The 26739-nt window shown below is 66.8% G+C and carries 19 protein-coding genes; 8 read left to right on the top strand and 11 right to left on the bottom strand.

The genetic code is table 11. From position 1 onward, the window contains the following. Positions 1 to 325 precede the first annotated feature (325 nt). Entirely contained in the window at positions 326 to 3151 is a 2826-nt protein-coding gene (locus J3A66_RS02830; protein ID WP_209566977.1) for a TonB-dependent receptor, read from the top strand. 357 nt (positions 3152 to 3508) lie between these two features. Next, positions 3509 to 4003: a Spy/CpxP family protein refolding chaperone gene (locus tag J3A66_RS02825; protein ID WP_209566975.1), complete on the top strand. Its 495-nt coding sequence runs from the start codon at positions 3509 to 3511 to the stop codon at positions 4001 to 4003. A gap of 9 nt (positions 4004 to 4012) precedes the next feature. Here the strand turns inward: J3A66_RS02825 and J3A66_RS02820 are convergent, their stop codons facing one another. Genes J3A66_RS02820 through J3A66_RS02810 form a run of 3 tightly spaced genes read right to left on the bottom strand, consistent with a single transcriptional unit; the run spans position 4013 to position 6848 of the window. Further along, positions 4013 to 4729: an EF-hand domain-containing protein gene (locus J3A66_RS02820; protein WP_245336683.1), complete on the bottom strand. Its 717-nt coding sequence runs from the start codon at positions 4727 to 4729 to the stop codon at positions 4013 to 4015. Between the two features lie 26 nt (positions 4730 to 4755). Then, on the bottom strand, positions 4756 to 6132 hold the full coding sequence (locus tag J3A66_RS02815) for an ATP-binding protein (protein WP_209566973.1): 1377 nt from the start codon (positions 6130 to 6132) through the stop codon (positions 4756 to 4758). Beyond that, positions 6129 to 6848 carry a response regulator gene (locus tag J3A66_RS02810; RefSeq protein ID WP_031441087.1) on the bottom strand — a complete coding sequence of 240 codons (720 nt, stop codon included), beginning with the start codon at positions 6846 to 6848 and terminating at the stop codon, positions 6129 to 6131. The genes J3A66_RS02815 and J3A66_RS02810 overlap by 4 nt, the downstream gene beginning before the upstream one ends. A gap of 141 nt (positions 6849 to 6989) precedes the next feature. On the opposite strand from J3A66_RS02810, the gene J3A66_RS02805 reads away from it, so the two are divergent. Both J3A66_RS02805 and J3A66_RS02800 read left to right on the top strand, forming a co-directional pair. Further along, complete coding sequence (locus J3A66_RS02805; protein WP_209566971.1) at positions 6990 to 7832, top strand: response regulator; 843 nt, start codon at positions 6990 to 6992, stop codon at positions 7830 to 7832. Between the two features lie 161 nt (positions 7833 to 7993). Next, entirely contained in the window at positions 7994 to 9844 is a 1851-nt protein-coding gene (locus J3A66_RS02800; RefSeq protein ID WP_209566969.1) for a glycoside hydrolase family 15 protein, read from the top strand. A 54-nt stretch (positions 9845 to 9898) separates the two neighbouring features. Here J3A66_RS02800 and J3A66_RS02795 read toward each other — a convergent pair whose 3' ends face one another. Together J3A66_RS02795 and J3A66_RS02790 are read right to left on the bottom strand one after the other, a co-directional pair. Further along, positions 9899 to 10135: a hypothetical protein gene (locus J3A66_RS02795; RefSeq protein WP_037528414.1), complete on the bottom strand. Its 237-nt coding sequence runs from the start codon at positions 10133 to 10135 to the stop codon at positions 9899 to 9901. A gap of 86 nt (positions 10136 to 10221) precedes the next feature. Beyond that, positions 10222 to 10530, bottom strand: coding sequence for a hypothetical protein (locus tag J3A66_RS02790; protein WP_209566967.1), 309 nt, complete (start codon positions 10528 to 10530; stop codon positions 10222 to 10224). 214 nt (positions 10531 to 10744) lie between these two features. Here J3A66_RS02790 and J3A66_RS02785 point away from each other — a divergent pair, with 214 nt between their 5' ends. Beyond that, positions 10745 to 11236: a nucleoside deaminase gene (locus J3A66_RS02785; protein WP_056407967.1), complete on the top strand. Its 492-nt coding sequence runs from the start codon at positions 10745 to 10747 to the stop codon at positions 11234 to 11236. 36 nt (positions 11237 to 11272) lie between these two features. Here the strand turns inward: J3A66_RS02785 and J3A66_RS02780 are convergent, their stop codons facing one another. The 6 genes from J3A66_RS02780 to J3A66_RS02755 form a co-directional block, all read right to left on the bottom strand. Continuing rightward, positions 11273 to 12775, bottom strand: coding sequence for a tryptophan halogenase family protein (locus J3A66_RS02780; RefSeq protein WP_209566965.1), 1503 nt, complete (start codon positions 12773 to 12775; stop codon positions 11273 to 11275). Positions 12776 to 12786: 11 nt separating this feature from the next. Beyond that, complete coding sequence (locus tag J3A66_RS02775) at positions 12787 to 13818, bottom strand: cupin-like domain-containing protein (protein ID WP_209566963.1); 1032 nt, start codon at positions 13816 to 13818, stop codon at positions 12787 to 12789. Positions 13819 to 13823: 5 nt separating this feature from the next. After that, entirely contained in the window at positions 13824 to 14543 is a 720-nt protein-coding gene (locus J3A66_RS02770) for a SapC family protein (RefSeq protein ID WP_192097272.1), read from the bottom strand. 137 nt (positions 14544 to 14680) lie between these two features. Beyond that, positions 14681 to 17722: a TonB-dependent receptor gene (locus tag J3A66_RS02765; protein ID WP_348633976.1), complete on the bottom strand. Its 3042-nt coding sequence runs from the start codon at positions 17720 to 17722 to the stop codon at positions 14681 to 14683. A gap of 498 nt (positions 17723 to 18220) precedes the next feature. Further along, complete coding sequence (locus J3A66_RS02760; RefSeq protein WP_209566959.1) at positions 18221 to 19501, bottom strand: SGNH/GDSL hydrolase family protein; 1281 nt, start codon at positions 19499 to 19501, stop codon at positions 18221 to 18223. A gap of 20 nt (positions 19502 to 19521) precedes the next feature. Further along, positions 19522 to 21666 (bottom strand): alpha-glucuronidase family glycosyl hydrolase, encoded by a 2145-nt coding sequence (locus J3A66_RS02755; RefSeq protein WP_245336923.1) that lies wholly within the window; start codon positions 21664 to 21666, stop codon positions 19522 to 19524. 166 nt (positions 21667 to 21832) lie between these two features. Here J3A66_RS02755 and J3A66_RS02750 point away from each other — a divergent pair, with 166 nt between their 5' ends. Genes J3A66_RS02750 through J3A66_RS02740 form a run of 3 tightly spaced genes read left to right on the top strand, consistent with a single transcriptional unit; the run spans position 21833 to position 26712 of the window. Next, entirely contained in the window at positions 21833 to 24202 is a 2370-nt protein-coding gene (locus tag J3A66_RS02750) for a glycoside hydrolase family 3 N-terminal domain-containing protein (protein WP_209570359.1), read from the top strand. A gap of 9 nt (positions 24203 to 24211) precedes the next feature. Then, entirely contained in the window at positions 24212 to 25423 is a 1212-nt protein-coding gene (manD, locus tag J3A66_RS02745) for a D-mannonate dehydratase ManD (RefSeq protein WP_209566958.1), read from the top strand. Then, a complete protein-coding gene (locus J3A66_RS02740; RefSeq protein ID WP_348633975.1) occupies positions 25411 to 26712 on the top strand; it encodes an MFS transporter in 1302 nt (433 codons plus the stop codon). The genes manD and J3A66_RS02740 overlap by 13 nt, the downstream gene beginning before the upstream one ends. The last annotated feature ends 27 nt before the right edge of the window (positions 26713 to 26739 follow it).

Here is a 26739-nt window from a genome sequence, read left to right as displayed (position 1 = left end):
GATCGAAGCGTTGCGGTTTGGCGTTCGAGTACAGAGCCGAGCTGTGGATCAGCGCGTGCGAAGCGTGACCGTCGTGTTCCGCCAACCGGCGGCATGATGCGTGGCTGATGTCCGCGCTGCGATCAAAGACACGATACAGTCTTGCTTGCGACATGGTTTGTAACAAACCGTGGCTGCGTAACAACAGGTCGAACGCATGACGGTTCGATGACGACTTAGCCGTTGTCGACCCCGTCAAATCCCTGCAGCTTTGCCGGACCGACCATATCCGTCATCGCAAAAAATGCCGCGCAACCCAAAGTGTTGCGGCTCAGGGAGTATCACCATGCGTCTGGACTTTCGCAAACGCCTTCTGGCGTCCACGCTTCTGCTTGGCTTGAGCGCACCGGCCGTCGCGCAGACCGTCGACCCGGCCGCAACGCAGGCCGTGCCGGACGACGCCGCGCCGGCCGATGGCGAGACGATCGTCGTCACCGGATCGCGGCTGGGCGGTCTCCAGTTGCAGCAGGCGTCACCGATCGCGGTGGTCAGCGCGCAGGACTTCGCACTGTCGGGCCAGCCCAATGTCGAGAATGTCCTGAAGGACCTGCCGCAGCTGGTGCCGAGCACGACGGGGGCGTCGAACAATCCCGGGGGCGGGGTGGCGACCGCGGATCTGCGCGGGCTGGGTTCGACGCGAACGCTCGTCCTCGTCGATAACCGTCGCTACGTCGCCTATGACTCGAACCAGGTCGTCGATCTGAACACCATCCCCGCCGGGCTGATCGAACGCGTCGACATCGTCAGCGGTGGCCGGTCCGCGGTCTATGGCTCCGACGCGATCTCGGGCGTGATCAACTTCGTCATGAAGAAGGATTTCAGCGGCGCGGAAATTTATGCGAATTACCGCATCAACGAAGCGGGTGATGGCGGCACGTTCAACGGCAATTTGCTGCTCGGGGGGAATTTCGAGGACGGGCGCGGCAATGCGACGGTCTATTTCGATTATACCAAGCGCAACGGCATCCTTCAGTCGGCGCGCGACTATTCGCGACAGGCGCAGGTCGATGACGGCGAGGGTGGCCTGATCGCAGGCGGGTCGGGCTCGATCGAGGGCACGCGGTTCGCGATCGGCGGGGTGAACCGCAAGTTCGAACCCGATGGGAGCTTTTCGGCCTATAGCGCCGCGACCGACGCCTATAATTACGCGCCGTCCAACTATCTGCAGGTCCCGCAGGAGCGGTTCCTGATGAGCGCGCAAACGCATTACGACGTCAGCGATGCGCTGACCGTCTATGCCGAGGGCCAGTTCATCAACAACCGCGTGAAGAACCAGCTCGCGCCGACGCCGTTCACCGGGTCGGTCTCGCTCGACGCCGATTCCTCGTTTCTCTCCGCAGGATCGCGCACGCTGCTCCAGGGGCTCGATACGGATGGCGACGGCTTTGTCACCTCGACCATCTACCGACGGCTGAGCGAGGTCGGCAATCGCGTGTCGAGCCTCGACAACACCGCCTATCGCACCGTGCTGGGCGCGAAGGGCGATATCGGCGGTGGCTGGAACTACGACGCCTATTACAGCTATTCGCGGACCAAATCGATCGAGAGCCAGACCGGCAACGTCTCGCGCAGCCGCGTGCTCCAGGCGCTGCGGACGACCTATGACACCGGCGGCAATCTGGTGTGTTCGGATACGAGCAATGGCTGCGTCCCGCTGAACATCTTCGGGGCGGGCAACATCAGCGACGCGGCCGCCGCGTTCATCACCATTCCGGTGCAGAATTCGAGCACGATCAGCGAGCAGGTCGCCAGCGCGTCGATCTCGAACCGCGAGTTGTTTGATCTGGGGGCGGGCCCGGTCGGGATCGTGTTCGGGACCGAATATCGCCGCGAGCAGGGCAGCTACAATCCCGATTTCTCGCTGTCGTCGGGCGACGTGGTCGGCTTCAACGCGGGCGAAGGCCTGGGCGGCGGGTATAACGTCAAGGAAGTCTATACCGAGGTTGCGGTGCCGTTGCTCGCGGACCTTCCCTTCGTGAAGAAGCTCGAGGTCAACGGCGCCTATCGCTATTCCTATTATTCGACCGCGGCGAAATCGGTGAACACCTATTCGGGTGGCGCGGTCTGGTCGCTCATCGACGACATCGCACTGCGCGGCCAATATTCGAGGGCAGTGCGCGCGCCGACCGTGTCGGACCTGTTCAGCGGCGCGTCGCAGGACTTTCCCGCCGCGACCGATCCGTGCACGACCGCGGTGGCGCTGACGAACACCAATCTGAATGCGAGCTGCCTGTCGAACGGCGTCGCGGCGTCGGTGATCGGCACCGCCTATGACGGCGGCAGCACGCAGATCCAGACGGTGAACGGCGGCAACCCCGCGCTGCGCGAGGAAACGTCCGACACCTATACCGCGGGCATCGTGCTCCAGCCGCGTTTCCTGCCCGGCTTCTCGTTCACCGCGGATTACTACAAGATCAAGATCGCGAACTATATCTCGACGGTCGGCACCACCAACCTGATCCGCGCCTGTTACGGCGACGCGGACAATGGCTACACGCCGTATGACGCGAGCTATTGCGGGTCGTTGCCGCGCGACGCGAACAGCTTTGCGATCACCGATGCGGCCAACACGCTGGCCAATACGGGGGGCGTGACGACGCGCGGGGTCGATTTCGAGGCGCGCTACGGCCTGCCGCTCGGCTTCGGGGCGTTCGGCAGCGACACCAGCCGGCTCGACCTGCGCTTCAGCGGTACGCGGCTGATCGCGTTCGACTATAACCCGCTGGCGGCGATCCCCGACCTGACGATCGACTGTGCGGGCAAGTTCGGCCAGACCTGCGGCAATCCCTATGCGAAATGGCGGCTGTCGACGCGGGCGACCTATTCGACCGGGCCGATGACGGTATCGGTGCTGTATCGCCACCTGTCGGCGGTGAAGGATGACGACAGCGCGACGACCTATGCGGTCGAGCGGATCAAGGCCTATGATTATTTCGACCTGACCGCGGCGTTCCGGATCAAGGACGGCTTCACCTGGTCGGTGGGGGTGAACAACCTGTTCGACAAGCAGCCGCCGATCCTGGGCGACAATCAGCAACAGGCGAACACCTATCCGTCGACCTACGACCCCTATGGCCGTGCCTTCTTCGTCAGCACGAACGTGAAGTTCTAGGAACGAGGACTGGTACGACCGCGAAACGCCCCCGCCATCCATCGTGATGGCGGGGCTTTTTCGCGTCTGTCGTCCGGGGGGCAGCTCGCGGAAATATTCGGGACAAACGGTGTTGCGATATCCGGTCCGACGGAATGAATCGGAGAGCCAGCCATGTCGATGCCATCACCGCGCACTACCGATTGCAGCGTCGGGCGTCATCTGCCCCGGTCGCGGCACCGCGATGTAGCCGGCGCGTCGATCCAGCGCGCCGCCTGCCGTGGATGCGGGGCGACGATCACCAAATCCGCGCTGAGCCGGCGCTGGATCATATCCGGAATGCTCGGCTGATACCGGCGCCGGAACGGGGAAAGTACGATGACGATGATTATGACGAAACCGCGGTCGGCACGCTGGCTGGCGGCGATGCTGCTGCTCGGCGCGACTTGCACTGCCAGTGCCGAGCGCCCGCGTGGGCCGGAGCGTGGGCCCGCAAATGTCGACGCGATGCAGGCCCGGGAGGCTGACGATATCGCGCTGCTGCTGCATCTGCGGCCCGATCAGCGTGGCGCACTCGTTACGTTCCTGTCCGCCTGGGGGCCGCCTCCGCCGCCGCGCGATGGCGGGGATGGGCCGAACATGCGCCCGGGCTCGCCGATGCCGGGTGGCGAGGATTTCGCCCGCCATCTCGAACGGTTCGAAGCGCAGGCGACCGCGCACGCAGCGCATGACCGGTCGCGCTTGATCGCAGCACGCAGCTTCTACGACAGTCTCGACACGCCGCAGCGCGCGGGGTTCGAGGCGCTGATGCGGCTTCGCCATGCGCCTCCGGGGCCGGGCGGTCCGTTGGGGGCCGGGCCGCCACCCGGCTGATGCGGCCTGTCAGCGCGCGGGCGTCAGCGGTGAAGTCCCGAGTTGGTCGTCGCCGTTACGCCAGGTGTCGCCGCCCGCGCGCGGCACTTCGCGACGGCGGATCGCGCCGTCGCCATTGCGGTCGAGCGCGGCGAACCGGTCGGCGGCGGCCTTGGCGAACTCCGCCCGGTCGACGCCGCGGTTGAAATTCAGATCCGCCGACGTCACCGGCTCGGGCAGGTCGAACAGACCGAAGCGGCCGGCGCCGATCCGCAAGGTCGCGTCGGCGGTGCTGGTCCGGCGGCTGGCGGCGTTGCCACGCTTGCCGGGCCCGGTGTCGGGACGTCCCCCCGATCCGCCGCGTCCTCCACCGCGGACGCGGATTTCGGGAACGAGGATATTTTCGTACCAGGCGATATCTTCAGGATCGATCTCGCCATCGCGGCCGCGGTCGAGATGCGCGAAGACCCGGGTCGCATCCGCCTGAAACTCCGCGCGCGTGATCCTGCCATCGCCGTCGCGGTCGGCACCCTGGAACCATAATGCCTGCGCGGCGCCGGCCTTCTGCGTCGACCGGAACGGCTCGCCCATCGGGCTGATGAACAGCTGGCCGCGGCCCTGTTGCGGACGCGGCCGGGGGGATCGCGCAGGCTCGGCGCCCGACTGCGCCGCCGCAGCGACATTCGGGGCGGGCGCCAGCGCGGCCAGCATCCCGCCGGCGATCACCGTCCATGCGCGCATCGACATCGGTCTTCTCCTGTTTCGGCGCCGGATCATGCCGGCAGAATGACGCGCACGATCAGACCGCCTTCGGGGCGATTTTCCAGCGACGCGGCGCCGCCATGCGCATGCGCCACCGCGCGGACGCTGGCGAGCCCGAGGCCGGTGCCACCCGTGTCGCGGTTGCGCGACCGCTCCGCCCGGAAGAACGGCTCGAAGGCATGCGACGCATCGGCGGCGGACAGGCCCGGACCGCGATCGCCGACCTCGATCACCACCGTGTCGCGGTCGCGGTAGAGTTGGACCTCGGCATGCCCGGCATATTTGACGGCATTGTCGACCAGATTGACAAGCAACGCCTTGAGCGCGGGGGCATCGCCGTCGATCGCGAGCGACGGACCGGGCGACAGCACCACCCGCTCGCCGCGGTCGGCATAATCGTCGGTGATGCTTTCCGCGAGCGAGCGCAGGTCGAGCCGCTGGCGGCGGACATGCCGGGTCATGTCCCGGACAAACGCCATCGCCGCGCCAATCCGCTGGCTCATCTCCTGGATATCCTCCTCGCTGGCCTCGCGGATCTCGTCCGGCGCCTTTTCGAGCCTGAGCGCGAGACGCATCAGCGGCGTGCGCAGATCGTGCGCGACCGCGGCGATCAGCGTCGTGCGATCCTCGACATAGCGATTGAGCCGTTCCTGCATGACGTTGAAGGCGGTCGCGGCCTCCATGATCTCGGGCGGTCCGGTCAGCGGGATCGGATCGGCGCGGGGATCGCGACCGAGCCGGTCGGCGGCGGCGGCGAACAGCGCGACCGGCCTGGCGATGCGTCGTGCCAGCACCAGTGCGACCGGTGCCGCGACCGCCATCGCGACGAGGAACCACAGGATCAGCCGCGCCTGCCACAAGCCGAACGCCGGCCGTGCCGGGCGGATCGTCCGCCACTGGCCGTCGGGGGCATGGACCCAGACGACGAACGCGCCGAACAGCGTGTTGTCGACGACCGACTGTGGCGGCATCTTGGGCATGCCCATCGGCATGGGCGGCCGAAACGCGCCCGCCATCAAGGGCGGACCATAGCGCCGCGCCTCGACGATCACCGCGCGTGCCGGCACCCCAAGATCGGCGGCGATCACCCGGCCGAGATGGCGGTCGCGCGCATCGCCCTGCTCGGTCGGCGGGGCGGTCGCGACCGCGATCGTCAGCAGCCCGCTCGGGTCGCGTCCGGCGCGCACGACCGAGGCGATCCGGCTGGTCGAATAGACCACCGGCGTCGGCGGCGGGACCAGAAGGACGGCGGCAAAATTGAGCAGCTGGACGAGCAGGACGGTGAACAGGATGAACGCGAAGATCCGCAGGAACAGCGGCCAGCGCCGCGGATGCCCGACCCTGGCGCCGACGGGTGTCGCGCCGGCCGTGCGTGGCGGCGTTGTCACAGCCGGATCACGCGGGGAACGAAGAAATAGCCCTCGTTGCGGATCGTCCGGATGATCTCGTCCCCACGCGAACGCAGCTTGCGCCGCAGCCGGCTGACCTGGACGTCGATTGCCCGGTCGAACGCGTCGGTATCCGGGCCCCGCGCCGCCTCCAGCAACGCGTCGCGCGCGAGCACGCGGCGCGGACGCTCGACAAAGGCGCGCAGCACCGCGAATTCGCCGTCGGTCAGGTCGACGAGCATGCCGTCGCCGTCGAGCAGCTCGTGCGCGGCGAAATCGACCCGCCAGCCGAGAAAGCCATAGCTGCGTCCGGTCTCGGCAGCCGCGCCATTGCGTTCGCGCAGCGCCGCGCGGACCGTGGCGAGGATCTCGCGCGGGCTGCACGGCTTGGTCAGATAATGGCTCGCGCCGATCTCGAGCCCAAGAATCCGGTCGGGTTCGTCGCCCAGCGCGCTGAGCATGACGACGGGCGGTGCGCCCTTGCGGGTCAAGCGGCGACAGGCTGCAAGACCGTCCTCGCCCGGCATCATTACGTCGAGCAGGATCAGCGCGATCGGATGCCGTGCGAGCGCGACGTCCATTTCCTGCGCATTGGTCGCGGTTTCGACGCGGTACCCGTGCATCCCTAGACTCTGCGCGAGCAGCGTCCGGATCGCATGGTCGTCATCGACCACGAGCAGCATCGTATCGGCGGGTTCGGGAGCGGCGCAGTGCATCGCCGGCCACTATGCCACGTATGTGTTCGCGATGTTTCAGCGATTTCGCATCATGCCACGCCACCGCCGGTCGTTGCCGGCGCGACGGATTGCGCAACATCCAGACATATGCCGGAAAGAACTGACCTGCAGGCGAGGCGCATGATTTTGACCAACAGCGTTTCCGTCGCCGTGCCCGGCACTGATCTCAATGCCGGCACGCGAGGGGCGGATGACAGCGCGCGGATCGTCATCGTCGACGACGATCCCGGGCTGCGCGAGTTGCTGACGGGGTTTCTGGTCGATCACGGCCTGCGCGCCGAAGCCGTGGCGAGCGGCGCCGCGCTGCGGACCCGGCTCGCGCATCGCCCCTGCGATCTCGTCGTGCTCGACATGATGATGCCCGGCGAGGACGGGCTGTCGGTGCTGCGCGCGCTGACCCAGACCCAGGATCCGCCGCGCGTGATCATGTTATCCGCGCTGTCGAGCGAGATCGACCGGGTCGTCGCGCTCGAGCTGGGCGCGGACGATTATGTCACCAAGCCGTCGAGCCCGCGCGAGATCCTCGCGCGGATCCGGTCGGTCCTGCGGCGGCAACGCGCGCAACTGGGCGTCGGCGCGTCATCCGATCCTGCCGACCCCGCGGCGACCGAGCGACCCGTTGGCGCCGCAAGTCCTGTGCAGAGCCACGATCTGGTCGGCTTTGCGGGCTGGGCGCTGAACTGCCGGATGCGGACGCTGACCGCCCCCGACGGCACCAATGTCCGGCTGACCGATGGCGAGTTCCAGATGCTGCATCTGTTCGTGGCGCAACCGCAGACGATCCATTCGCGCGACGACATGATCGCGACGCTGGGGCGCAGCGACGGCCCGGCGAAGGGCCGCACGATCGACGTCAATATTAGCCGGCTGCGGCGCAAAGTGCAGCGTCACGACCGCACCGAACTGATCCGGACGGTGCGCGGCAACGGCTATATCTTCATGCCGGACGTGTCCCCGCTCTGAGCGGCGGGCGGACCCGGTCGGCGCGTTGCGGGCTGCTGCCAAGAAATTAGCGTCGGGGCGGGATATTGGCGCACGCCGCGACGTTCATGTCCGACCACGGCTTCCCCAGCGTCGAATACCGGCTTGGTGGGGGGCAAAGACGCGATCGGACAGATACCTCCATGGCCAAGACCCTTGCCGCATTGGCCAGCGACGTGCTGCGCGCCACCACCCGACCCGCGCGCAACGATGTACGCGAGGGGGTGCGCGAGGACGGCTATCTGCGGCTGGAGGATTATGGCGCGCTCGGCGACGGGCGGTCGGTCGCGCTGTCGGGGGCGGACGGGTCGATCGACTGGTGGTGCGTCCCCAATCTCGATTCTCAGCCGCTGTTCGACCGGCTGCTCGATCCGGAGGAGGGGGGACGGTTCAGCATCACCCCGACCGAGCCGTTCACCGTCGAACGCTGCTATCTGCCCGGCAGCAACGTGCTCGAGACGCTTTTCATCACGGACGGTGGCCGCGCGCGACTGACCGAGTCGATGAACAGTGGTACGGCGGGCCGGTTGCCCTGGACCGAACTCGCACGGCGGATCGACGGGCTCGACGGTGCGGTCCGGTTCAGAATCGAGATGCGCCCGGGACGCAGGGCCAGCGGGGCGAGCCCCTATCAATCGAAGATTGGCGAATATCCGGTCTTCCATGTCGACCGCGTGCTGGGGCTGTTCCTGCACAGCGATGGCGTCGTCGTGGAACGCACCGACGAGGCGGTGACGGGCGTGATGACGGTCGCGCAGGGGCAGCGCGAGGTCGTCGCGATCGTCGCGGGCGAGGACGAGCCGCTGGTCGTGCCGACGATCGCCGACATCGACGAGCGTATCGATATTTCAGACGCGGAGTGGCGGCAATGGTCGCACCGGATCGACTATGACGGCGAACGGCGCCCCGCGTTCATCCGCAGCGTCCTCGCGCTGAAGTTGCTGCTCTATTCACCGACCGGTGCGATCGCAGCCGCCGCGACCACCTCGGTTCCCGAAGGGATCGGCGGCAAGAAGAATTACGACTATCGCTACGCCTGGATCCGCGACGCCGGCTATACGATCAAGGCGTTTCTCGCCGCGGGGGCGCAGATGGAGGCCAAGGCGGCATTCACCTGGCTGTTGAAGCGGCTGGCCGAACACGGGCCGCGCGTCTGCTATACGCTCGACGGCGCGCTGGTCCCCGATCTGAGCGAAATCGACGTGCCGGGATATCGGCGGTCGAAACCCGTGCAGGTCGGCAACACCGCGACCGACCAAAACCAGCACGGCGTCTATGGCGACATATTCGAGACCGCGGCCCGCTTCGTCAGTTGCGGCAACATCCTCGACGCGTCGAGCGCCGAGCTGTTGTCGCATCTCGCGGACCGGTGTGCGGACGCTTGGCGGCAGAAGGATGCGGGCATCTGGGAGCTCGAGAAGTCGCAGCATTACACCATGTCGAAGATCAGCTGCTGGCAGGCGCTGGCGCGCGCGGTCGAACTGGCGGACCAAGGGCAGTTGCCGACCACGTGCCGCGATCGCTGGTCGCGCGAACGCGACCGGATCGCGCAGTGGATCGAGGATGAATGCTGGTCCGAGACCAAACAGGCGTTTGTCTTCTACCCCGGCAGCGACAAGCTCGACGCGTCGCTCGCGCTGGCGGTGCGGTTCGGCTTCGACGGGCGCGAGCGGCTGGAAAAGACGCTCGACGCGATCGACTGCGAACTGGGGGCGGGGCCCTATCACTATCGTTACAGCGACGTGTGGGCCGAAGAGGGGTGTTTCCTAGCGTGCACCTTCTGGATGATCGAGGCACGCGCACTACTCGGCCAGCGTGATCGGGCGGAGGCGGCGCTTGCGGGCATTTCCGAGGCGCTCGATCGCGGCGTCGGGATCATGACGGAAATGGCCGATCCGAAGACGGGCATGTTTCTCGGCAACCTGCCGCAGGGTCTGTCGCACCTGGCGCATGTCATGGCGCTCGACGTGCTGGGCGGACAGGACGCCTGCTAGCGGCGGGGCGGCGAGGCGTTTTGCAGCCCCGCCGTCGGCCTGTCGTCGGACGTGTCAGCCCGCGTCGACGCCCTGTTTGCGCGCGCCGGTGATCATGCGCGCGGCGATCTGACGCACGCCGGCATCATCCTTGGTCTCGTCGGTCGCCGGGTCGCCGAGATGGTCGAGGCTGGCTTCCATGAAGTCGAGCAGCCCCGGGTGCTGCGCCTCGACATATTCCATCAGTTTGAACAGCAGATGTTCGGACGCGATCTCGCGCTGGCGGGCCATGATGGCGGTGGTGTCGGTCATGTCGGATTCCATGGTGTCGGGGAGGGAGTAAAGACGGTAGCAGGGGCGGGGCGGACACCGTGTCGTCCGCCCCGCCCTCACGGCGTTTAGCGCTCTGCCACCTCGGAGGCGTCGAACTCGGCGAATGCGGCCTTGATGTCGCTGGCGCGCCCGGCGTCCGCGATATCGACCGAGACGATGATCTTGCCTTCGAGTGCGGCATCGGCGCGCGAGGCGGGCGTGGGATTATCGCCTGCGGTGTCGGCACCTGCGCGTTCGTCGCCAGCGCTGTTGTCCGCGCCGTCAGTCGTGATGAAGATATCGGTCCGCTCGACGTTCATTTCCTGGACGAGACGTTCCACCGTCATCTCGGCTTCGCGGCGCGTGTCGAACTTGGCTTTGAGAGTGGTCGGCATCAATGGCTCCTCGGGATGCGAAAGGTCCTGCACGACGGGCTATCGGCCGTCCTGCAACGCGAGATGACAACGCGCATCGGCGGATTTCGCCCAGCCGTTTCGAAGAATTTGACCCGGCGGCAAAGGCCGATCGCCGATTTAGGGCTCGCTCTGCCGGACCGGGCGAACAAGACCTGCTTCCGTGCGTTACACGGTGATTCCGGGAGGTGACGCCATGATGCAGGATGATGAACGCTGGATGCGCGAGGCGATCGCGATCGCCCGGTCGAAGGGATCGGATCCGTCGACCTCACCACTGGGCTGCGTGATCGTGCTCGACGGCAAGATCATCGCGGGCGAACGCAACCAGACGCACGAGCTTCCCGACGCGACCGCGCACGCCGAAATGATGGCGATCCGACGCGCCTGCGAGGATACGGGCGAACTCGAACTGCGCGGGGCGACGCTCTACTCGACACTGCAACCCTGCGGGATGTGCACGATGGCGTCGATCTGGTCGAAGGTCGGGCGCGTCGTCTATGGCGCGGGCCGCGACGACGTGCATCCGATGTATTTCGAGGCGAAGCACGTCGATACGCTCGCCTTCATCCACGACGCCTATCGCGAGGACATCGTCATCGAGGGCGGGTGTCTGAAGGCAGAATGCGCCGTGCTTTATTATGGCCCGGACGCGGAGCTGCCGACCGACGAACAGGCCAATCTCTGACCTAAGGCGACGCGTTGGGTCAGGATTTGCTCAGGCTCATGCCGCCACTCCGGGCGAGTCCTGGGCACAATAGCGATCGACGAACGCCTGGTGCGCAGGCAGCCGGTCGACCTGTTGTGCGATCCCCGCCTTCAGCTCCGTGAGCGACGATCCGAGCCGTTCGGGCGGCATCATCCGCGCGAGGCGATGCCAGTCGCGCGGCTCCAGCCGCTGCCCCAGCATGACCTGGGTCCAGGAACTGACGCGGAACAGGTCGTCCGGCGACTGATAGGCCTGCGCTGCGTCGGAAAACAGCGCGATGCGCTCCGCCAGCGTGTCGGGGATCGGCATTGCGGCACAGGCCTTCCAGAACGGTTCGTTGCGCTGGTTCAAATGATAGTGGAGGATGACGAAATCGCGCACCCCTTCGATCTCGCGCCGCGTCTGCGCATTGAACTGCGCGACGACAGCGGGGCTGATCCCGTCGAAGGGGAAGGCGCGGAGCAGCCGCGTCAGCGCGGTCATGACGAGATGGATGCTGGTCGATTCTAGCGGTTCGACGAACCCGCCGGCGAGGCTCAGCGCGATGCAATTGCCCTCCCACGCGCGCAGGCGGCGGCCGGTCGTGAAGCGCAGCAGGCGCGGGTCGGTCAGCGGGCGACCCTGGACGGACGCCAGCAGACGATCCTGGGCCGCATCATCGGAGAGATACTCGCTCGAATAGACGATGCCGTTGCCGACGCGGTGCTGCAGCGGGATCCGCCATTGCCAGCCGGCGTCATGCGCGATCGCGCGGGTGTAGGGCCGGGCGGGCTCGACCGATGACGTCTGCACCGCGAGTGCCCGGTTGGCGGGCAGCCAGTGACTCCAGTCTTCATAGCCGACACCGAGCGCATCGCCGATCAGCAGTCCGCGAAACCCGCTGCAGTCGAGAAACAGATCGCCTGCGACGCGCGATCCGTCGGCGAGGACGACCGCATCGATATGGCCGGTCTCGGCCGAGCGATCGATCCCGGCGATCCGTCCCTCGATCCGGGTCAGCCCCGCGGTCTCGCAGCGCTCGCGCAGGAAGCGGGCATAGCGGCCCGCGTCGAAATGATAGGCATAGTTGAGCTGCGGACCCTGCTGGCCGATGGTGAAGCGGCGCGCCTCCGCGGCCTGGAGCTCGAGGCAATAGTCGCCAAAGTCGCCGGCAAGACCGTTGGCGCGGGCTTCGAGCCAGAAATGCTGGAAGTCGCCCATCCAGGTGGAACGCCCGACATCGCCGAACGAATGGACATAGCGATCGTCGGGGCGTGCCCAGCCCTCGAACGCGATGCCGAGTTTGAACGTCGCGCCGGTGGCGGCCATGAACGCGCGCTCGTCGAGGCCGAGCAGCGCGTGAAAGGCCTGGACCGTGGGGATGGTCGCTTCGCCGACGCCGACGGTGCCGATCTCGTCCGATTCGACCAGCGTGACGTCGACCAGCGCTCCGAGCTGTCGCGTCAGCAGCGCCGCGGCGAGCCAGCCGGCGGTGCCGCCGCCGGCGATGATCACACGGGTTTTCGGCGGGGTATCCATCGCATATCCCTTCATCGATTGAGCCGTTGCAACAGCGTGGCGCGCAGCCGTCGCGCGGCCATCGCATCCAGCGGAGCGAGTGCGCCCCGCGCGTCTGCCGGCAGATGCGCGCCCGCGCGCGCCGCATCGCCGAAGACATAATAATCGAACAGCGCCTGCCAGCCGCGCTTCTCATGCTCGGGCCGGTCGCGCAGGCTGAGCAGGCCGTGCAGCAACGTGTTCTGCGGCGTGTCCATGAAGCGCGGCGTCGGGTTCCACCAATAGTTGATCATCGCGTTGAACGGATCGAGCGCCTCGACCTGGTGCCACCACAAGGCCGGGTAGATCAGCGCGTCGCCGGGCTCCATCTCCGCCACTTCGGCCACCGCCAGCGCATCGGCAAAGCCGGGATGGCGGGCGAAGTCGGGCGCGTCGAAATCGACCATCGAGACGACCTGGCCCGCGGGCGTCGGTTCGAGCGGCCCGGGATAGAGGTTGGCGACCTGATCGGGCGGGAAGAGCGTGAAGCGCCGCCGCCCGACCAACGTGACCGCGATGTTGTTCGACATGTCGTGGTGCGCCGACGCGGTCGTCCGGTTGCCGATCCAGATGCTGACCAGCGGCGGATGTTCGATGAGTTCGGGGTCGCCGAAGGGGAGCACAGCCTGGTCCCGGAGGCCGGGGAGATACTGATCGATGTCGGTCGAGCCGATATAGATGCTCGGCGCGGCGGCATCGTCGATGCTGGCGAGAAGCCGGTCGAGATAGGCGGACAGCGACCCGCGCTCGCGGGTGAAGTTGAGCGCGGTGCAGTCGGCCGTGTATCCGAAGCGGCCGCCGATGGCGGGGTCGCCGATATAGGCCGTCACCGGCTGGCCGCCATCGAACTGCTTGAGCCAGGCGACCGCGGCCGCGGGACCCTGACGGGCCGCGGCGACGAGCGGGACGTCGCGGGCAAGACCGCGCAGGATCGTCGGGCGGCCCTCCGCGATCAGATCGGCGACGGGCAGGGTCCGCGCGTCCGCCCCTTCGATCACGCGTGTCCGGCGGGTGATGGCGGGCACCGGGGTCAACCGACTGCCGCGAGCCGCTGTTGCTTGTGTGCAATCAGCTGCTGGATATTGCCGAGCGATGACGCGGCAAGGATCGCGAGCCGCAGGATACCCGAGCGGTGCAATTGTTCGAGCGGCGGGCCGTTCAGCGCCGCAAGCTGCTCGAGGTCGACGACGAGCACGTCGGGTACGGTGTAGCGGCGCTCATCGCTGACATCGATGGTGAGCGTGACCGGCGCGAGCAGGCCGGTTTCGTCAAGCGCGGCATAGGCGGCGGGCGCGGATTCCATCCCCTCGTACAGCAGCCGCAACACGCCGGTGACGTGATCGAGATAGGGGGTGTTGCCGCCATGCTCGAGGAACAGCGGCAGGCCGGCCGGGTCACCGACGCGCGGATCGTCGAGATCGACCTGCAACATCGCCTCGCCGACATCGTCCTGTGCGGACCGGGTCATGCCGATGGAGAAGGGACCGCGCCGGTGGCTGGCGGGAACGTAGCGGCTCGTCCAGCGGTCGTCGGTGAGAAAGAGATTCTCGTCGCGGTCGAGCCCCAGCAGCGCATAGGCCTGAAGACCCTCGTCGCGGCGGCGGAACACGATTGCGAATTCGCGTTGCAGTTCCTCAAATTCGGCGGGGAAGACCAGCGCCTGATTGGCCGCGTCATTGAATGCGGCGCCGGCGCGCGGGCTGACGCGCAGGTCGGCATGATCGATATTGTTGATCTGTACGGGGTTCATCCGCTCCGGTCCCTTTTTGTCCGGGTCTATCAGCCAGGCGGCAAGGGACAACAGGAAAAGGCCGCGGCACGGTGCTGCGGCCCCTCCATTGCCCGATGCGGTGTCCGGCGCGCGCCGAGGCGCACGCCGGCCTGTGCTCAGAAGCGGTAGCGTGCGCCGAGATAGAAGCGCGGCTTCAGTTCCTGCACATAGACCAGATTGGTCTCGGTGCGGGCATATTGGCGGAACGGCTCGCTCGTCAGATTGACCGCCTCGAGCGAGATCGAGAAGCTCTGCGCGATGTCGTAGCTGATGCTCGCGTCGAGCGTCCCGAAGGCTGCGGTGAAGAGCGGGTTGCGGTTGCCGCCCTGGTTGGTGCCCGACAGATATTTGTCGCGCCAGTTGTACGAGACACGCGCCGAAAGCCCGTTCTTGTCATAAATCCCGGTCAGGTTCGCGCTGTCGCCGAGGCCGGTCAGGGCGAAGATGTTGACGTTGGGATCGGCATAGGGATCGACGTTCACGTCGCCATTGACCTTGGTGTACGACACCGCAAAGCCGAAGCCGGTCTGGCCGAAGAAGTTGGTCCAGGCGACTTCGAACCCGTGGATGTTACCCTCGCGGTTGTTGACCGGGCCGCTGATCGCGAACTCGAACAGGGGATCGTTGGGATCGGCAACGATATCGACCGCATTGGCCAGATCGACGACGAACTGCGTCCTCAGGCCACCCGTTGCGGGATCGATATTGTTCTGGAAGGCGGCGGATGCGGCCGCCTGGTTGCCGTTATTCTGCGTCAGCAACGCGGTGTAGGAGAACAGGTTGATGTCGCTGAGCGGGAGGCCGTTGGCTTGGAGATAGGCCAGCGCGGTACCCGAGCGCGAACCGGCCGCGCCCGAACCCGGGTCACGCAGCCCGAACAGATTGCCGCTGGTGACCTGGTTGCCGATGAAGTTGCGGACGTCCTTGTTGAAGAAGCCGACCGACACGAAGCTCGTCGGCTTGTAATACCATTCGAGCGACACGTCGAAATTGTCCGAGACCAGCGGCAACAGCGCCGGATCCTGACGCGTTGCGCCCGCAGGGGCCGCACCGAGCGCGGTCGGGCGGTTCGGCGCCCCGGCGCTGACGGAGGCAAAGAGGTTGCCATAGTCGGGACGGGCGAGCGTGCGGCTGAACGAGGCGCGCGCCATGACGTTGTCGATCGGTTCGATGTTGAAATCGAGCGATGGCAACAGATTGTCGTAGCTCGCCTTGACCGTGACGGCGCCGCTGGGCGGCCCGCCATCGACCGCGAAGTCATTGTCCTGCGACCAGCGAATGCCGCTCGGCACCGACTGGATGCCGATCGACTTGACCCGTGTCTTTTCATAGCGGGCGCCGATCAGCGCATTGGCGCGGCGTCCGCCGAGTTCGCCGGCCCAGGTGATCTGGCCATAGGCCGCCCAGGTCTTCTCACCGACGGTATCGTCCGAGGACGGGCTCGGCGAGACCGCGTTGCCGCGGCCGGCATAATAAGGCTCGAAGACGTTGAGCAGATCGACCGCGTTGGCGCGGAAGGCGACCAGTGACGAGCCTGTCGACTTCGGATCATATTTGTCGAACTTGCAGGTCAGGCAGAAGGTGTCGACAAGATCGCCGGCGAGTTCTGCGACGCGGCCGGTATCCGTGATGCCCCAGTCGCCGAGCGTCTGGATCGTGTTGACCGTGGTCGAGCGCATGTTCGCGTCGATATAATTGCCGCCGACGTTGAACTTGCTGCCCCCGCCCAGGTCCCAGGCGACGTCGCCGCCGAACTGGTTGATCCGGGCTTCCTGGGTCGACGTGATCTTCCGCGCGACCTGGCTGCCCAGATCCGCGATGTCGAGCGTGTTGTTGCAGTTGCCGCCGCGACCACCGTTGGTTGCGGTGCAGTCGTTGATCGTCTCGGACTGCTGCGGGAAGCCGGTGGTGAAATCAACCTTGTGCGAGGAGCGTACCGGCGCACCGATCGAGATCGTCGTCGCCGAGGTTCCGTTCGCGTTATCCGGATTGGTCTTCGACTTGGCATGGTTGGCGTCGAGCGTCAGTCGCAGATTGTCGGTGAAGTCCCACTTCACATTGCCACCGACCGAATAGAGCTCGGTCTTGGTCGCGAACCGCTGCTGCTCGTAGCCCTTGTCCGCCTGGATCGACTCGGCGAGGATCACCGCGCTCTGCATCTGCTTGTTGTCATCGAAGGTGACTTCGGTGAACGGGCGCTGGAACCAGTTGGTCTGCTCGCTACGCTCTTCGCTCAGCTTGTTGCGGGCATACATGCCGTCGATCGAGATTTCGAAGCGGTCGGACGGCTTGAACTGGATGTTGGCCTGGCCGTTCAGACGCTCGCGACGGTTCTCGGAGAACTGGTACCGGCTGTCGTTCGGTATCTGGACATATTCGGTCGTCGGGCGATTGGTGATCACCGTCGTCGGCCGGATATAGGCGCCCGCCGTGTTGAGGAAATCGGCCAGCGGCACGATGTTCCAGTAATTGGGGTTGGACTGAACCGAAGCGGATTCGCGCAGCTGATAGCTGCCGAACACATTGACGCCGAAGGTTTCGTTCGGGTTCTTGTAGTTGATGAGGCCGGACAGCTCTGGCGTGATCTTGCTCAGATCGCCCTCAGCCTTCTCGACCGAGCTGTCATACAGCCCCTTGGCACCAATCGACCCCGAAAGGCCGCTCTCGTTCGACGACAGCGGTCGGCGGGTGACGACGTTGATCGCCGCACCGATGCCGCCCGACGGGATGTTGGCGCGGCCGGTCTTGTAGACCTCGAGCGTGGCGACACCCTCGGATGCGAGGTTCTGGAAATCGAACGAACGACCCGTACCGGTCGCAAACGCGTTGCCGGTGCTCGTGTCGATGCTGGTCGCCGGAAGCTGGCGGCCGTTCAGGGTGACGAGGTTGAAGCCGCCGCTGAAGCCGCGGACGGCAACCTGCGAGCCTTCGCCATTGGCGCGGCTGATCGAGACGCCGGTGACGCGCTGCAGCGATTCCGCGAGGTTGGTGTCGGGGAACTTGCCGATATCCTCGGCCGAGATGGCGTCGACGACGCCTGCCGAGTTGCGCTTGATGTCGATAGCGCGACCAAGGCTGGCGCGAATGCCGGTGATGACGATCTCGTCCCCGGTGGCCGATTGCGGATCCTGGCTCGCGGTCTGCCCTGCGTCTTGCACGGTGGATGTCGCTGGAAGCGCTGGCTGCGCGGCAGTCGCAGGCGACCCTGTCTCGGTGCCTGGCGCCATTTGCGCGAAGGCCTGTGCCGGATTCAGCAGGCAAACGGCAACTGTGGCAATCGAACTCGAACGCACGAGTGCATTGAGTATGGACGAACCCCTCATCATTCTCTCCCCCTTTGCGGCATGACCGCAGCCCTTTCGAAACCGCTCTTATTGGCGGTGTGTGATAGGGCTACCATGGGTACGAATACTGTCAACGGTAATCTGTATTCTGTGTCGCGTATTTTAGACACAGTGGCAGTAAAGCCATAGCCGATAAAATAACTTAAATATAATTATTTAATACTTGAGACAGGGAGAGACCTGCCCCGTCATTGGAATGGGGGGCAGGGCCTGTTCGGGCAGGTTCGGACCAACCGCAGGAACGGGCGAACTGGTCGCACGGTCCGGCGGCAAAGGCGGGGGACCGGCGCGACTGTCAGGCCGGGCGCGTGCTCAGCGCTGCGGCGTGGTGAACAGCGCGAGCGGCACCGCGGCACCCATAGCCCGATAGCCCGCTTCGGACGGATGAAGATGATCGCCTGAGTCGAATGCCGGCGCGAGACGGTCGGGACGGCGCGGATCGCGCATCACCCGGTCGAAGTCGATCACCGCATCGAACACGCCCGAGCTGCGGATGAAGCTGTTGACCGCCTGGCGATCGGCCTCGAGCGCGGCGTCCGGGTGATAATAGTCATTGCCGCCGAACGGCATCACCGTGCCGCCGATGATCCTGATACCGTGCGCATGCGCGCGGTCGGCCAGCTGGCGGAAGCCGGCGGTCAGCTGCGCAACGAGCGCCGCATGGTCTTCGGGCGTTGCCGGCGCGTCGCGCGTCAAGACGCCGAGATCGTTTACCCCTTCGAGCAGGATCGCCCAGCCGACGCCGCTGCGCGCGATCACGTCGCGGTCGAACCGGGCGACAAGGTTGGGACCGAGCCCGTCGAGCAATATCCGGTTGCCGCCGATGCCGGCATTGACGACGCCGAGCGCGCGTGTCGCCGGCGCCTCGCGCAGCCGCTCGGCAAGAATGTCGGGCCAGCGGGTGTTGCGTTCCGGGGCGACGCCATAGCCATCGGTGATCGAATCGCCGATCGTGACGATCGTCGTCGGGCGTGCCGCGCCGGTGACCTGGGCTACGCGGGGCCCCGCCACCTCGACATCGGCGAGCGCATACCAGTGTGGCGTCGCGGTCGCGCCTGCGAGAAGCGGGTCGGCGACGTGATTGCCCGCGATCGTGAAGCTGGTGGCCCGCGCACCGGGATGCCCGGTCTGTGGCGTGGCGGGATCGGGCAGATAGAGGCTGACGGCGAGGTCGGCTCCGGGCGCGAGCGCGAGCGCGACCGGATCCGAGTAGATCTCCCCACCCGCCGGGACGACCGCGGTCATCTGTCCGGCAAAGCGAAGCGTCGTGCCGCCCGCGATACGCGCGGTGCCGAGAGCGGTCGGCCGGGCAATATGCGCCGCGCCGATCCTGAGCGGCTGCGTGCCGAACGCGTTGGACAGCCGCACGCGGACCTGTGTGCCGCCAGCCGACAGACGGACGACCTGTCGGAGCGTGATCGCGCCGGCGCGGTCGGCCGGCAGCGCATTGTCGCCGGTCGCGACCATCTGCGCAGAGCCCCAACTCCCGGTCCACCGGTCAGTCGGCGCGGCGCGCTGGGCATCCGCGCCGGTCGCGAGCAATGCTGCCAACAGCCACGCCGTCGGCCTGGCGACCGAAGATCCTACCGTCATCGCGCTCTCCATAAGGCCGCTCATTGCGGGTTGCCCGGGGCAAAGGCGGGGTGCTGCGCCTTGTACCAGTCGAGATCATGCGCGGGCGCAGCGGCGCCGGCCGGCAGCGACCGGCCGTTCACCGACATCCAATAGGCGAGGCTGGCATCGCGCCACCACCGCGCCTCGCGCTCCTGGATGTCCAGATAGGTCGCGGTCTTGGCCCAGCGTTCGGCATCGACCTGGCCGCGCAGTCCGTCCCAGCGCTCGCGCATGTCCGCGACATAGCCGACGCCGCGGTCATAATCATGGACCATCTCGGCCCAGAGGCTGCGTCCCGATGCCATCGGCCGGTCCCATGACACGTGATGGAACCACAGCAGGTCACGCTCCGGCGTCGTCGCTGGATCGGCCAGACGGCGGGCGAGTTCCGGCGCATATTGCGCGACGGCGTTGCTGCCGGTGCGCGTCCGGTCGAAGCCGATCCCGGCCTTGTCCGCGCGGTGATAATAGACCGGATTCCATTCCGGACGCTTCAGGTCGGCGACCCACGGGCCGGGGCCATAATGATGGCCCGTAGCCATGACGTGCGCGAGCCCGAGCGGCGTCATATAATCGACCACGGCTTCCCGCGAGCCCATCATCATGTCCGTCACCGGCGCGATGATCGCGGGGTTCGTCCCGAAGGTCATCGCAGCCCATTCGCGCGCAACCGGCTGTGCACCGATCGTCGGATCCCAGGCCATCCGCCCGAACGCGAACCAGTTCGCCTGGTTGAAGGTCGATCCGGCCCAGTCGCGGTCGCGGCCGATATTGGCGACCCCCGCCATGCCGGTCAGCGCGTGGCGTTGGGTCCCGCCCTCGACGATCCGTGCGACCGTCGCGCGCTTGCCGCCGGCGAAGGTCTCGCTGCCCAGCGTCTCGGCGAAGAGCGGCCCGAGATAGGCGAGGTGCGTCGCAAAGCCGAGATATTCCTTGGTGATCTGGAATTCCAGCATCAGCGGTGTCCTGGGCATTGCCCCGAACAGCGGATGGAACGGCTCGCGCGGCTGAAAGTCGATCGCGCCGTTCTTGACCTGGACGATGACGTTGGCGGCGAACTTGCCGTCGAGCGGCTTGAACTCGGTAAAGGCCTGTTTCGCGCGGTCGTCAGGATCGGTGTCGGCATAGACGAACGCCCGCCACATCACGATGCCGCCATGCGGTGCGACCGCCGCTGCGAGCATGTTCGCGCCGTCGGCGTGGCTGCGGTGATAGTCGCGCGGCCCCGGCTGCCCCTCGCTATTGGCCTTGACGAGAAAGCCGCCGAAATCGGGAATCGCGCGGTAGATCTCGTCGCTCTTCGCCTTCCACCAGGCCGCAACCTGGGGGTCGAGCGGGTCTGCCGTCTTCAGCTTGCCAAGCTCGATCGGCGCCGAGAACCGGGCCGACAGATAGACCTTGATGCCATAGGGGCGGAAGACATCGGCGAGTGCGGCCGCCTTGGCGATATAACTGGCGGACAGGCTGTCGGGTTTGGCGTTGACGTTGTTGAGGACGGAGCCGTTGATGCCGATCGACGCATTGGCGCGCGCATAGTCGGTGTAGCGGGGATCCTTGAAGTCGGGCAGCGTCCACCAGTCCCAGATCGACTGGCCCGCATAGCCGCGCTCGACCACGCCATCGAGATTGTCCCAGTGGTTCAGTACGCGCAGCTTGACCCGCGGTGTCGAGGCGAGCGCGATCCGGTCGAGCCGCCCGCCGGTCTGGATGTGGCGCAGCAGCGCGAAGCTGCCGTAGAGCACGCCGCGGTCGGTACGCGCGGTCACCAGCGTGACGTCGCGGCCACCCAGACGCACCTCCCGCACGATATAGCCGTCGTCGCCAAGATCTTTCAGCGGCAGGTCGAGCCGGCCGACATCAGCGTCCGCCGAGGTCGCCAGCAGGATCGGATGCGGGCTCGGACCCATGACAAAAGCGTGCCCGGTCAGCCCCGCGAGACCGCGGCGAAGCTCGTCCGCGGCGACGCGCAACGTCGCCGACTGGCCGCGCACTTCGACAGATTCGGCATCCCGGTCGAGCGCCGTCGCCGCGTCTTTCGCCAAGGGGCGGTAACGCATCCAGAGGTCGTAGCCGTCCTCTGCCTGCGCCCCGGTCGTACTCGCCATCGCAACCGCGACCGCCACGCAAAGCCAACGCACTCGCATCATTCTTTCCTCTCCCGGCACAGCCTCCCGCATTGACAACGGGTCTGCTTGTCGAACATGTTATCGCTATCACGATGACGGCATCGACAGCAATGCCGCGTTTGACGACAGGAGACGATGGGTGACCGGCACGAGTTTCAGGACAATCGCGACCAGTCGCCGCGGCATGCTCCGCTGGCTGGGTTCGGCGTCGCTCGCAACTTTGACGTCCGGTCTGGCCCCCGGGCTGGCCGGCGCCGCGAAGGAGTTGCCCGTCTACCGGGATCCCCGCGCGCCCGTCGACCTGCGGGTTCGCGATCTCATGGGGCGGATGACACTCGACGAGAAGGTGGCGCAGCTGATCACGCTGTCGACGACGAAGCGACAGGTGATGGACGACGCGCTGCGCTTCGACCCGGCGCGTGCCGATACGGCCTATCCCAACGGCATCGGCCAGATCGCGCGCCCGTCCGACCGGGGCGGGGCCGCCACAGCGGCCAACACGGCCGCCGCCGTTACCGGCCGATGGCGCGCGCCGGCCGATACGATCGCGTTCGTCAACGCGGCGCAGCGCTGGGCGACGACACGCACGCGGCTGGGCATTCCGATCCTGTTCCACGAGGAGGCGCTGCACGGCTTCATGGCGCCGGAGGCGACCAGCTTCCCGCAGGCGATCGCGCTGGCGGGATCGTTCGATCGCGACCTCGTCCGCCGGGTCAACGCGGTGATCGCGCGCGAGGTGCGGGCGCACGGCACGGTGCTGGCGCTGTCACCGGTCGTCGACATCGCCCGCGACCCGCGCTGGGGCCGGATCGAGGAGACGTTCGGCGAGGACCCTTATCTGTGCGGGGAAATGGGGGTCGCGGCGGTGATCGGCCTGCAGGGCGAGGGCAAGACGCTGGCACCCGGCAAGGTGTTCGCGACGCTCAAGCACATGACCGGGCACGGCCAGCCCGAAAGCGGCGAGAATGTAGCCCCCGCGCCAATCGCCGAACGCGAACTGCGCGAGAATTTCTTCCCGCCATTTCGCGCGGTCGTCGCGCGGACCGGGATCGGCGCGGTGATGCCGTCGTATAACGAGATCGACGGCGTCCCGAGCCACGCCAATCGCTGGCTGTTGAACGACGTTCTGCGCGGCGAATGGGGCTTCGACGGCGCGATCGTCAGTGATTATGCGGCGATCGGCGAACTCGCATCGCTCCATCACATCGCCGCGGACAAGGCTGAAGCGGCACGCCTCGCGCTGGCGGCGGGGGTCGATTCGGACCTGCCGGACGGCGAGGCCTATCGCTCGCTCGCCGATCAGGTCCGCGCCGGCCGGGTGGCGATCGAGGCGGTCGATGCCGCGTGCCGGCGGATGCTGACGCTGAAGATGCGGTCGGGGATGTTCGAACAGGCGATCGTCGATCCGCAGGCGGCGGCGCGGATGACCGGCAATGCGGAGGCGCGCGCGCTGGCGCTCGAGGCGGCGCGGCGATCGATCGCGCTGCTCGTCAACGACGGCGTCCTGCCGCTCAGCCCGGGGGCGCAGAAGCGCGTCGCAGTCATTGGTCCGAACGCGGCCGTCGCGCGGCTCGGCGGCTATTCGTCGATCCCCAAGGCGACCGTGTCGCTGCTCGAGGGGGTTCGTGCGCGGTTGAAGGGCAAGGCCGACGTCGTGCACGCGCAGGGCGTCTTCATCACGCAGAGCGAGGACCGGTCCGCCAACGAAGTGTTGCTGGCCGATCCCGCGCGCAACCGGGACCTGATCGCCGAGGCGGTAACCGTCGCCAACACCGCGGACGTCATCCTGCTCGCGGTCGGCGACACCGAGCAGACGAGCCGGGAGGGCTATGCCAAGACGCATCTCGGCGATCGCACCAGTCTCGACCTGCTCGGCGAGCAGAATGCGCTGTTCGCGGCGATGAAGGCGACGGGGAAGCCCGTCATCGTGGTCGCGATCAACGGCCGCCCGCCATCCTGGCCGAGCGTGACGGCGCAGGCCAATGCTGTGCTCGAATGCTGGTATGTCGGGCAGGAGGGGGGCACCGCGATCGCGGAGGCGCTGTTCGGGGACATCAACCCCGGTGCGAAGCTTCCGGTGACGGTCGCGCGGTCGACGGGGCAGCTGCCGGTCTTCTACGACGCCAAGCCTTCGGCGCGTCGCGGCTATCTGTTCGACACGACCGCGCCGCTGTTCCCGTTCGGCTTCGGGCTCAGCTACACCAAGTTCGAGATCGGTGCGCCGCGCCTGTCGTCGGCGAAGATCGGGATCGCGGGCACGGTCACCGTCTCGGTCGACATCGCCAATGTCGGCGCGCGCGCGGGCGACGAGGTGGTCCAGCTCTATGTGCGTGATCAGGTGTCGTCCGTCGCGCGGCCGATCCTCGAGCTGAAGGGCTTCGAACGCGTGACGCTGGCCCCCGGTGAACGGCGCACGGTCCAGTTCACGCTCGGCCCGGACGCGTTCAGGTTCTTCGACATCACGATGCGCGAGGTGGTCGAGCCGGGTCTGTTCGACATTTCCGTTGGTGCCGACTCGACGCGCCTCAAGACCGTTATTCTCGAAATCGCCTGAAGGATCGTCATGCCCAGGATCGTCAATGCCCGCGTCATCGTGACATGCCCCGGGCGCAACTTCGTGACCTTCAAGATCGAGTGCGACGACGGCACCACCGGGCTCGGCGACGCGACGCTCAACGGTCGCGAACTCAGCGTCGCGAGCTATCTCAGCGATCATGTCGTTCCCTGCCTGATCGGTCGCGACGCGCATCGGATCGAGGACGTCTGGCAGTTTCTCTACAAGGGCGCCTATTGGCGGCGCGGCCCGGTGACGATGGCGGCGATCGCCGCGGTCGACACGGCCCTGTGGGACATCAAGGGCAAGCTGGCGGGAATGCCGGTCTATCAACTGCTCGGCGGCGCCGCGCGCGACGCGTGCATGGTCTATGCCCACGCCAATGGCACGACGATCGACGACACGATCGCGGTCGCGAAGGCCGAGCAGGCCAAGGGCTACAAGGCGATCCGGCTGCAATGCGGCGTGCCCGGGCTCGCCTCGACCTATGGCGTCGCCAAGCATGGCGCGCGCTACGAGCCCGCCGATGCGGATCTGCCGAGCGAGAGCGTGTGGTCGACCGAGAAATACCTCCGCGTCGTCCCCGAGCTGTTCAAGGCGGCGCGCGAGGCGATGGGCTGGGACGTCCACCTGCTCCACGATATCCATCACCGGCTCACCCCGATCGAGGCGGCGCGCCTCGGCAAGGCGCTCGAACCCTATAACCTGTTCTGGATGGAGGATCCGACGCCCGCGGAGAATCAGGAGGCGTTCAAGCTGATCCGGCACCACACGACGACGCCGATCGCGGTGGGGGAGGTGTTCAATTCGATCTGGGACGCGAAGGACCTGATCGAGCACCAGCTGATCGACTATATCCGCGCCACCGTCGTGCATGCCGGCGGCATCACGCACCTGCGCCGGATCGCCGCGCTTGCCGACCTCTATCATATCCGGACCGGGTGCCACGGCGCGACCGACCTGTCCCCCGTGGCGATGGCGGCCGCGCTGCACTTCGGGCTCTCCGTCCCCAATTTCGGGATCCAGGAGCATATGCCGCACACGGACGAGACCGACGCGGTCTTTCCGCATGCCTATCGCTTCGACGCGGGCATGATGCATCCGGGGGAGGCGCCGGGCCTTGGCGTCGATATCGACGAGGCGCTGGCCGAAACCCATGACTATCGGCGCGCCTATCTTCCGGTCGCGCGGCTGGAAGACGGCACGCTGTGCAACTGGTGAACGCCGACGGATCGACCTCCGCCGACGTCGAGAAACCGCGGGGCCGGGTCCGGTGGATCGTCTGCGCGCTGCTGTTCGCGGCGGTGGTGCTGAGCTATGTCGACCGGCTGGTCCTGCCGACGCTGAAGCCGGACCTTCAGCAACGCTATGGCTGGAGCGAGACGGGCTATGCTGACCTCGCCATCTGGTTTCAGGCGGCCTACGGGCTGAGCTATCTGGTCTTCGGCCGGCTCATCGACCGGCTCGGCGCGCGAATCGGTTACGCGCTGGCGGTGGCGCTGTGGACGCTCGGCCATGTCGGCCACGTCTTCTTCACCTCGACCAGCGGGATGATCCTTGCGCGGATTCCGCTCGCGCTCGGCGAGGCCGGGACCTTCCCCGCCGCGATCGCCGCGACCAACGAATGGTTTCCGCGGCGCGAGCGGGCGCTCGCGATCGGCATCTTCAACGCAGGGTCGAATGTCGGCGCGATCCTCACGCCGTTGCTGGTCCCGATCATCGCGGTGACGATGGGCTGGCGCTGGGCATTCATCCTGACCGGGCTGCTAACGCTCGTCTGGCTGATCGTCTGGCTTGGCTTCTATCGCCGCCCCCGCGAGCATCTCAGGGTCACGGCCGAAGAGCTCGCCTATATCGAGAGCGAGCCGGTCGAACCCGGTCGGCCCGTCGCGTGGCGGACACTGCTGCGGCAACGCCAGACCTGGGCCTATATCCTCGGGCGATTCCTCATCGACCCGGTGTGGTGGACGTTCCTGTTCTGGCTGCCGGACTTCTTCAACCGGCAATATGGCGTGACGATGCTCGCCTTCGGCCCGCCGTTGATCGCGGTCTATCTGCTCGCCGATGTCGGGTCGGTGGCGGGCGGCTGGTTCTCGTCGCGGTTGATCGGACGCGGCTACAGCGTCAATCGCGCGCGCAAGACCGCGATGTTCGCCTGCGCCCTGTGTGCGGTGCCGATCGCGTTCGCGACCCAGGTGCCGAGCATGTGGTGGGCGGTGCTGATGATCGGCGTGGCCTGTGCCGGGCACCAGGGGTTCTCGGCCAATCTCTATGCGCTGCCGGGCGACCTGCTGCCGCGCTGGGCGACGGGGTCGGTGGTAGGGCTGGGGGGGCTTTCGGGTGCAATTGGAGGCATGCTGATGGCGAAGTTCGCGGGTCGCATCCTCGAGACCGTCGGCAGCTATCAGCCGATCTTCATCGTCGCGGCCTGCGCCTATCTCGTCGCGCTCGCCGTCATCCACCTCGTCGTGCCGCGCTATGAGCCGGTGGCTCCGGACCGCCTGGGGTGATGCCGGCAGCGCGTGCTTCGCGGCCCG

It is taken from the genome of Sphingomonas sp. PvP018 (genome assembly GCF_017876865.1).
GTDB classification, from domain to species: Bacteria; Pseudomonadota; Alphaproteobacteria; order Sphingomonadales; family Sphingomonadaceae; genus Sphingomonas; species Sphingomonas aerolata.
This window is presented reverse-complemented; position numbering and strand designations above follow the sequence as displayed.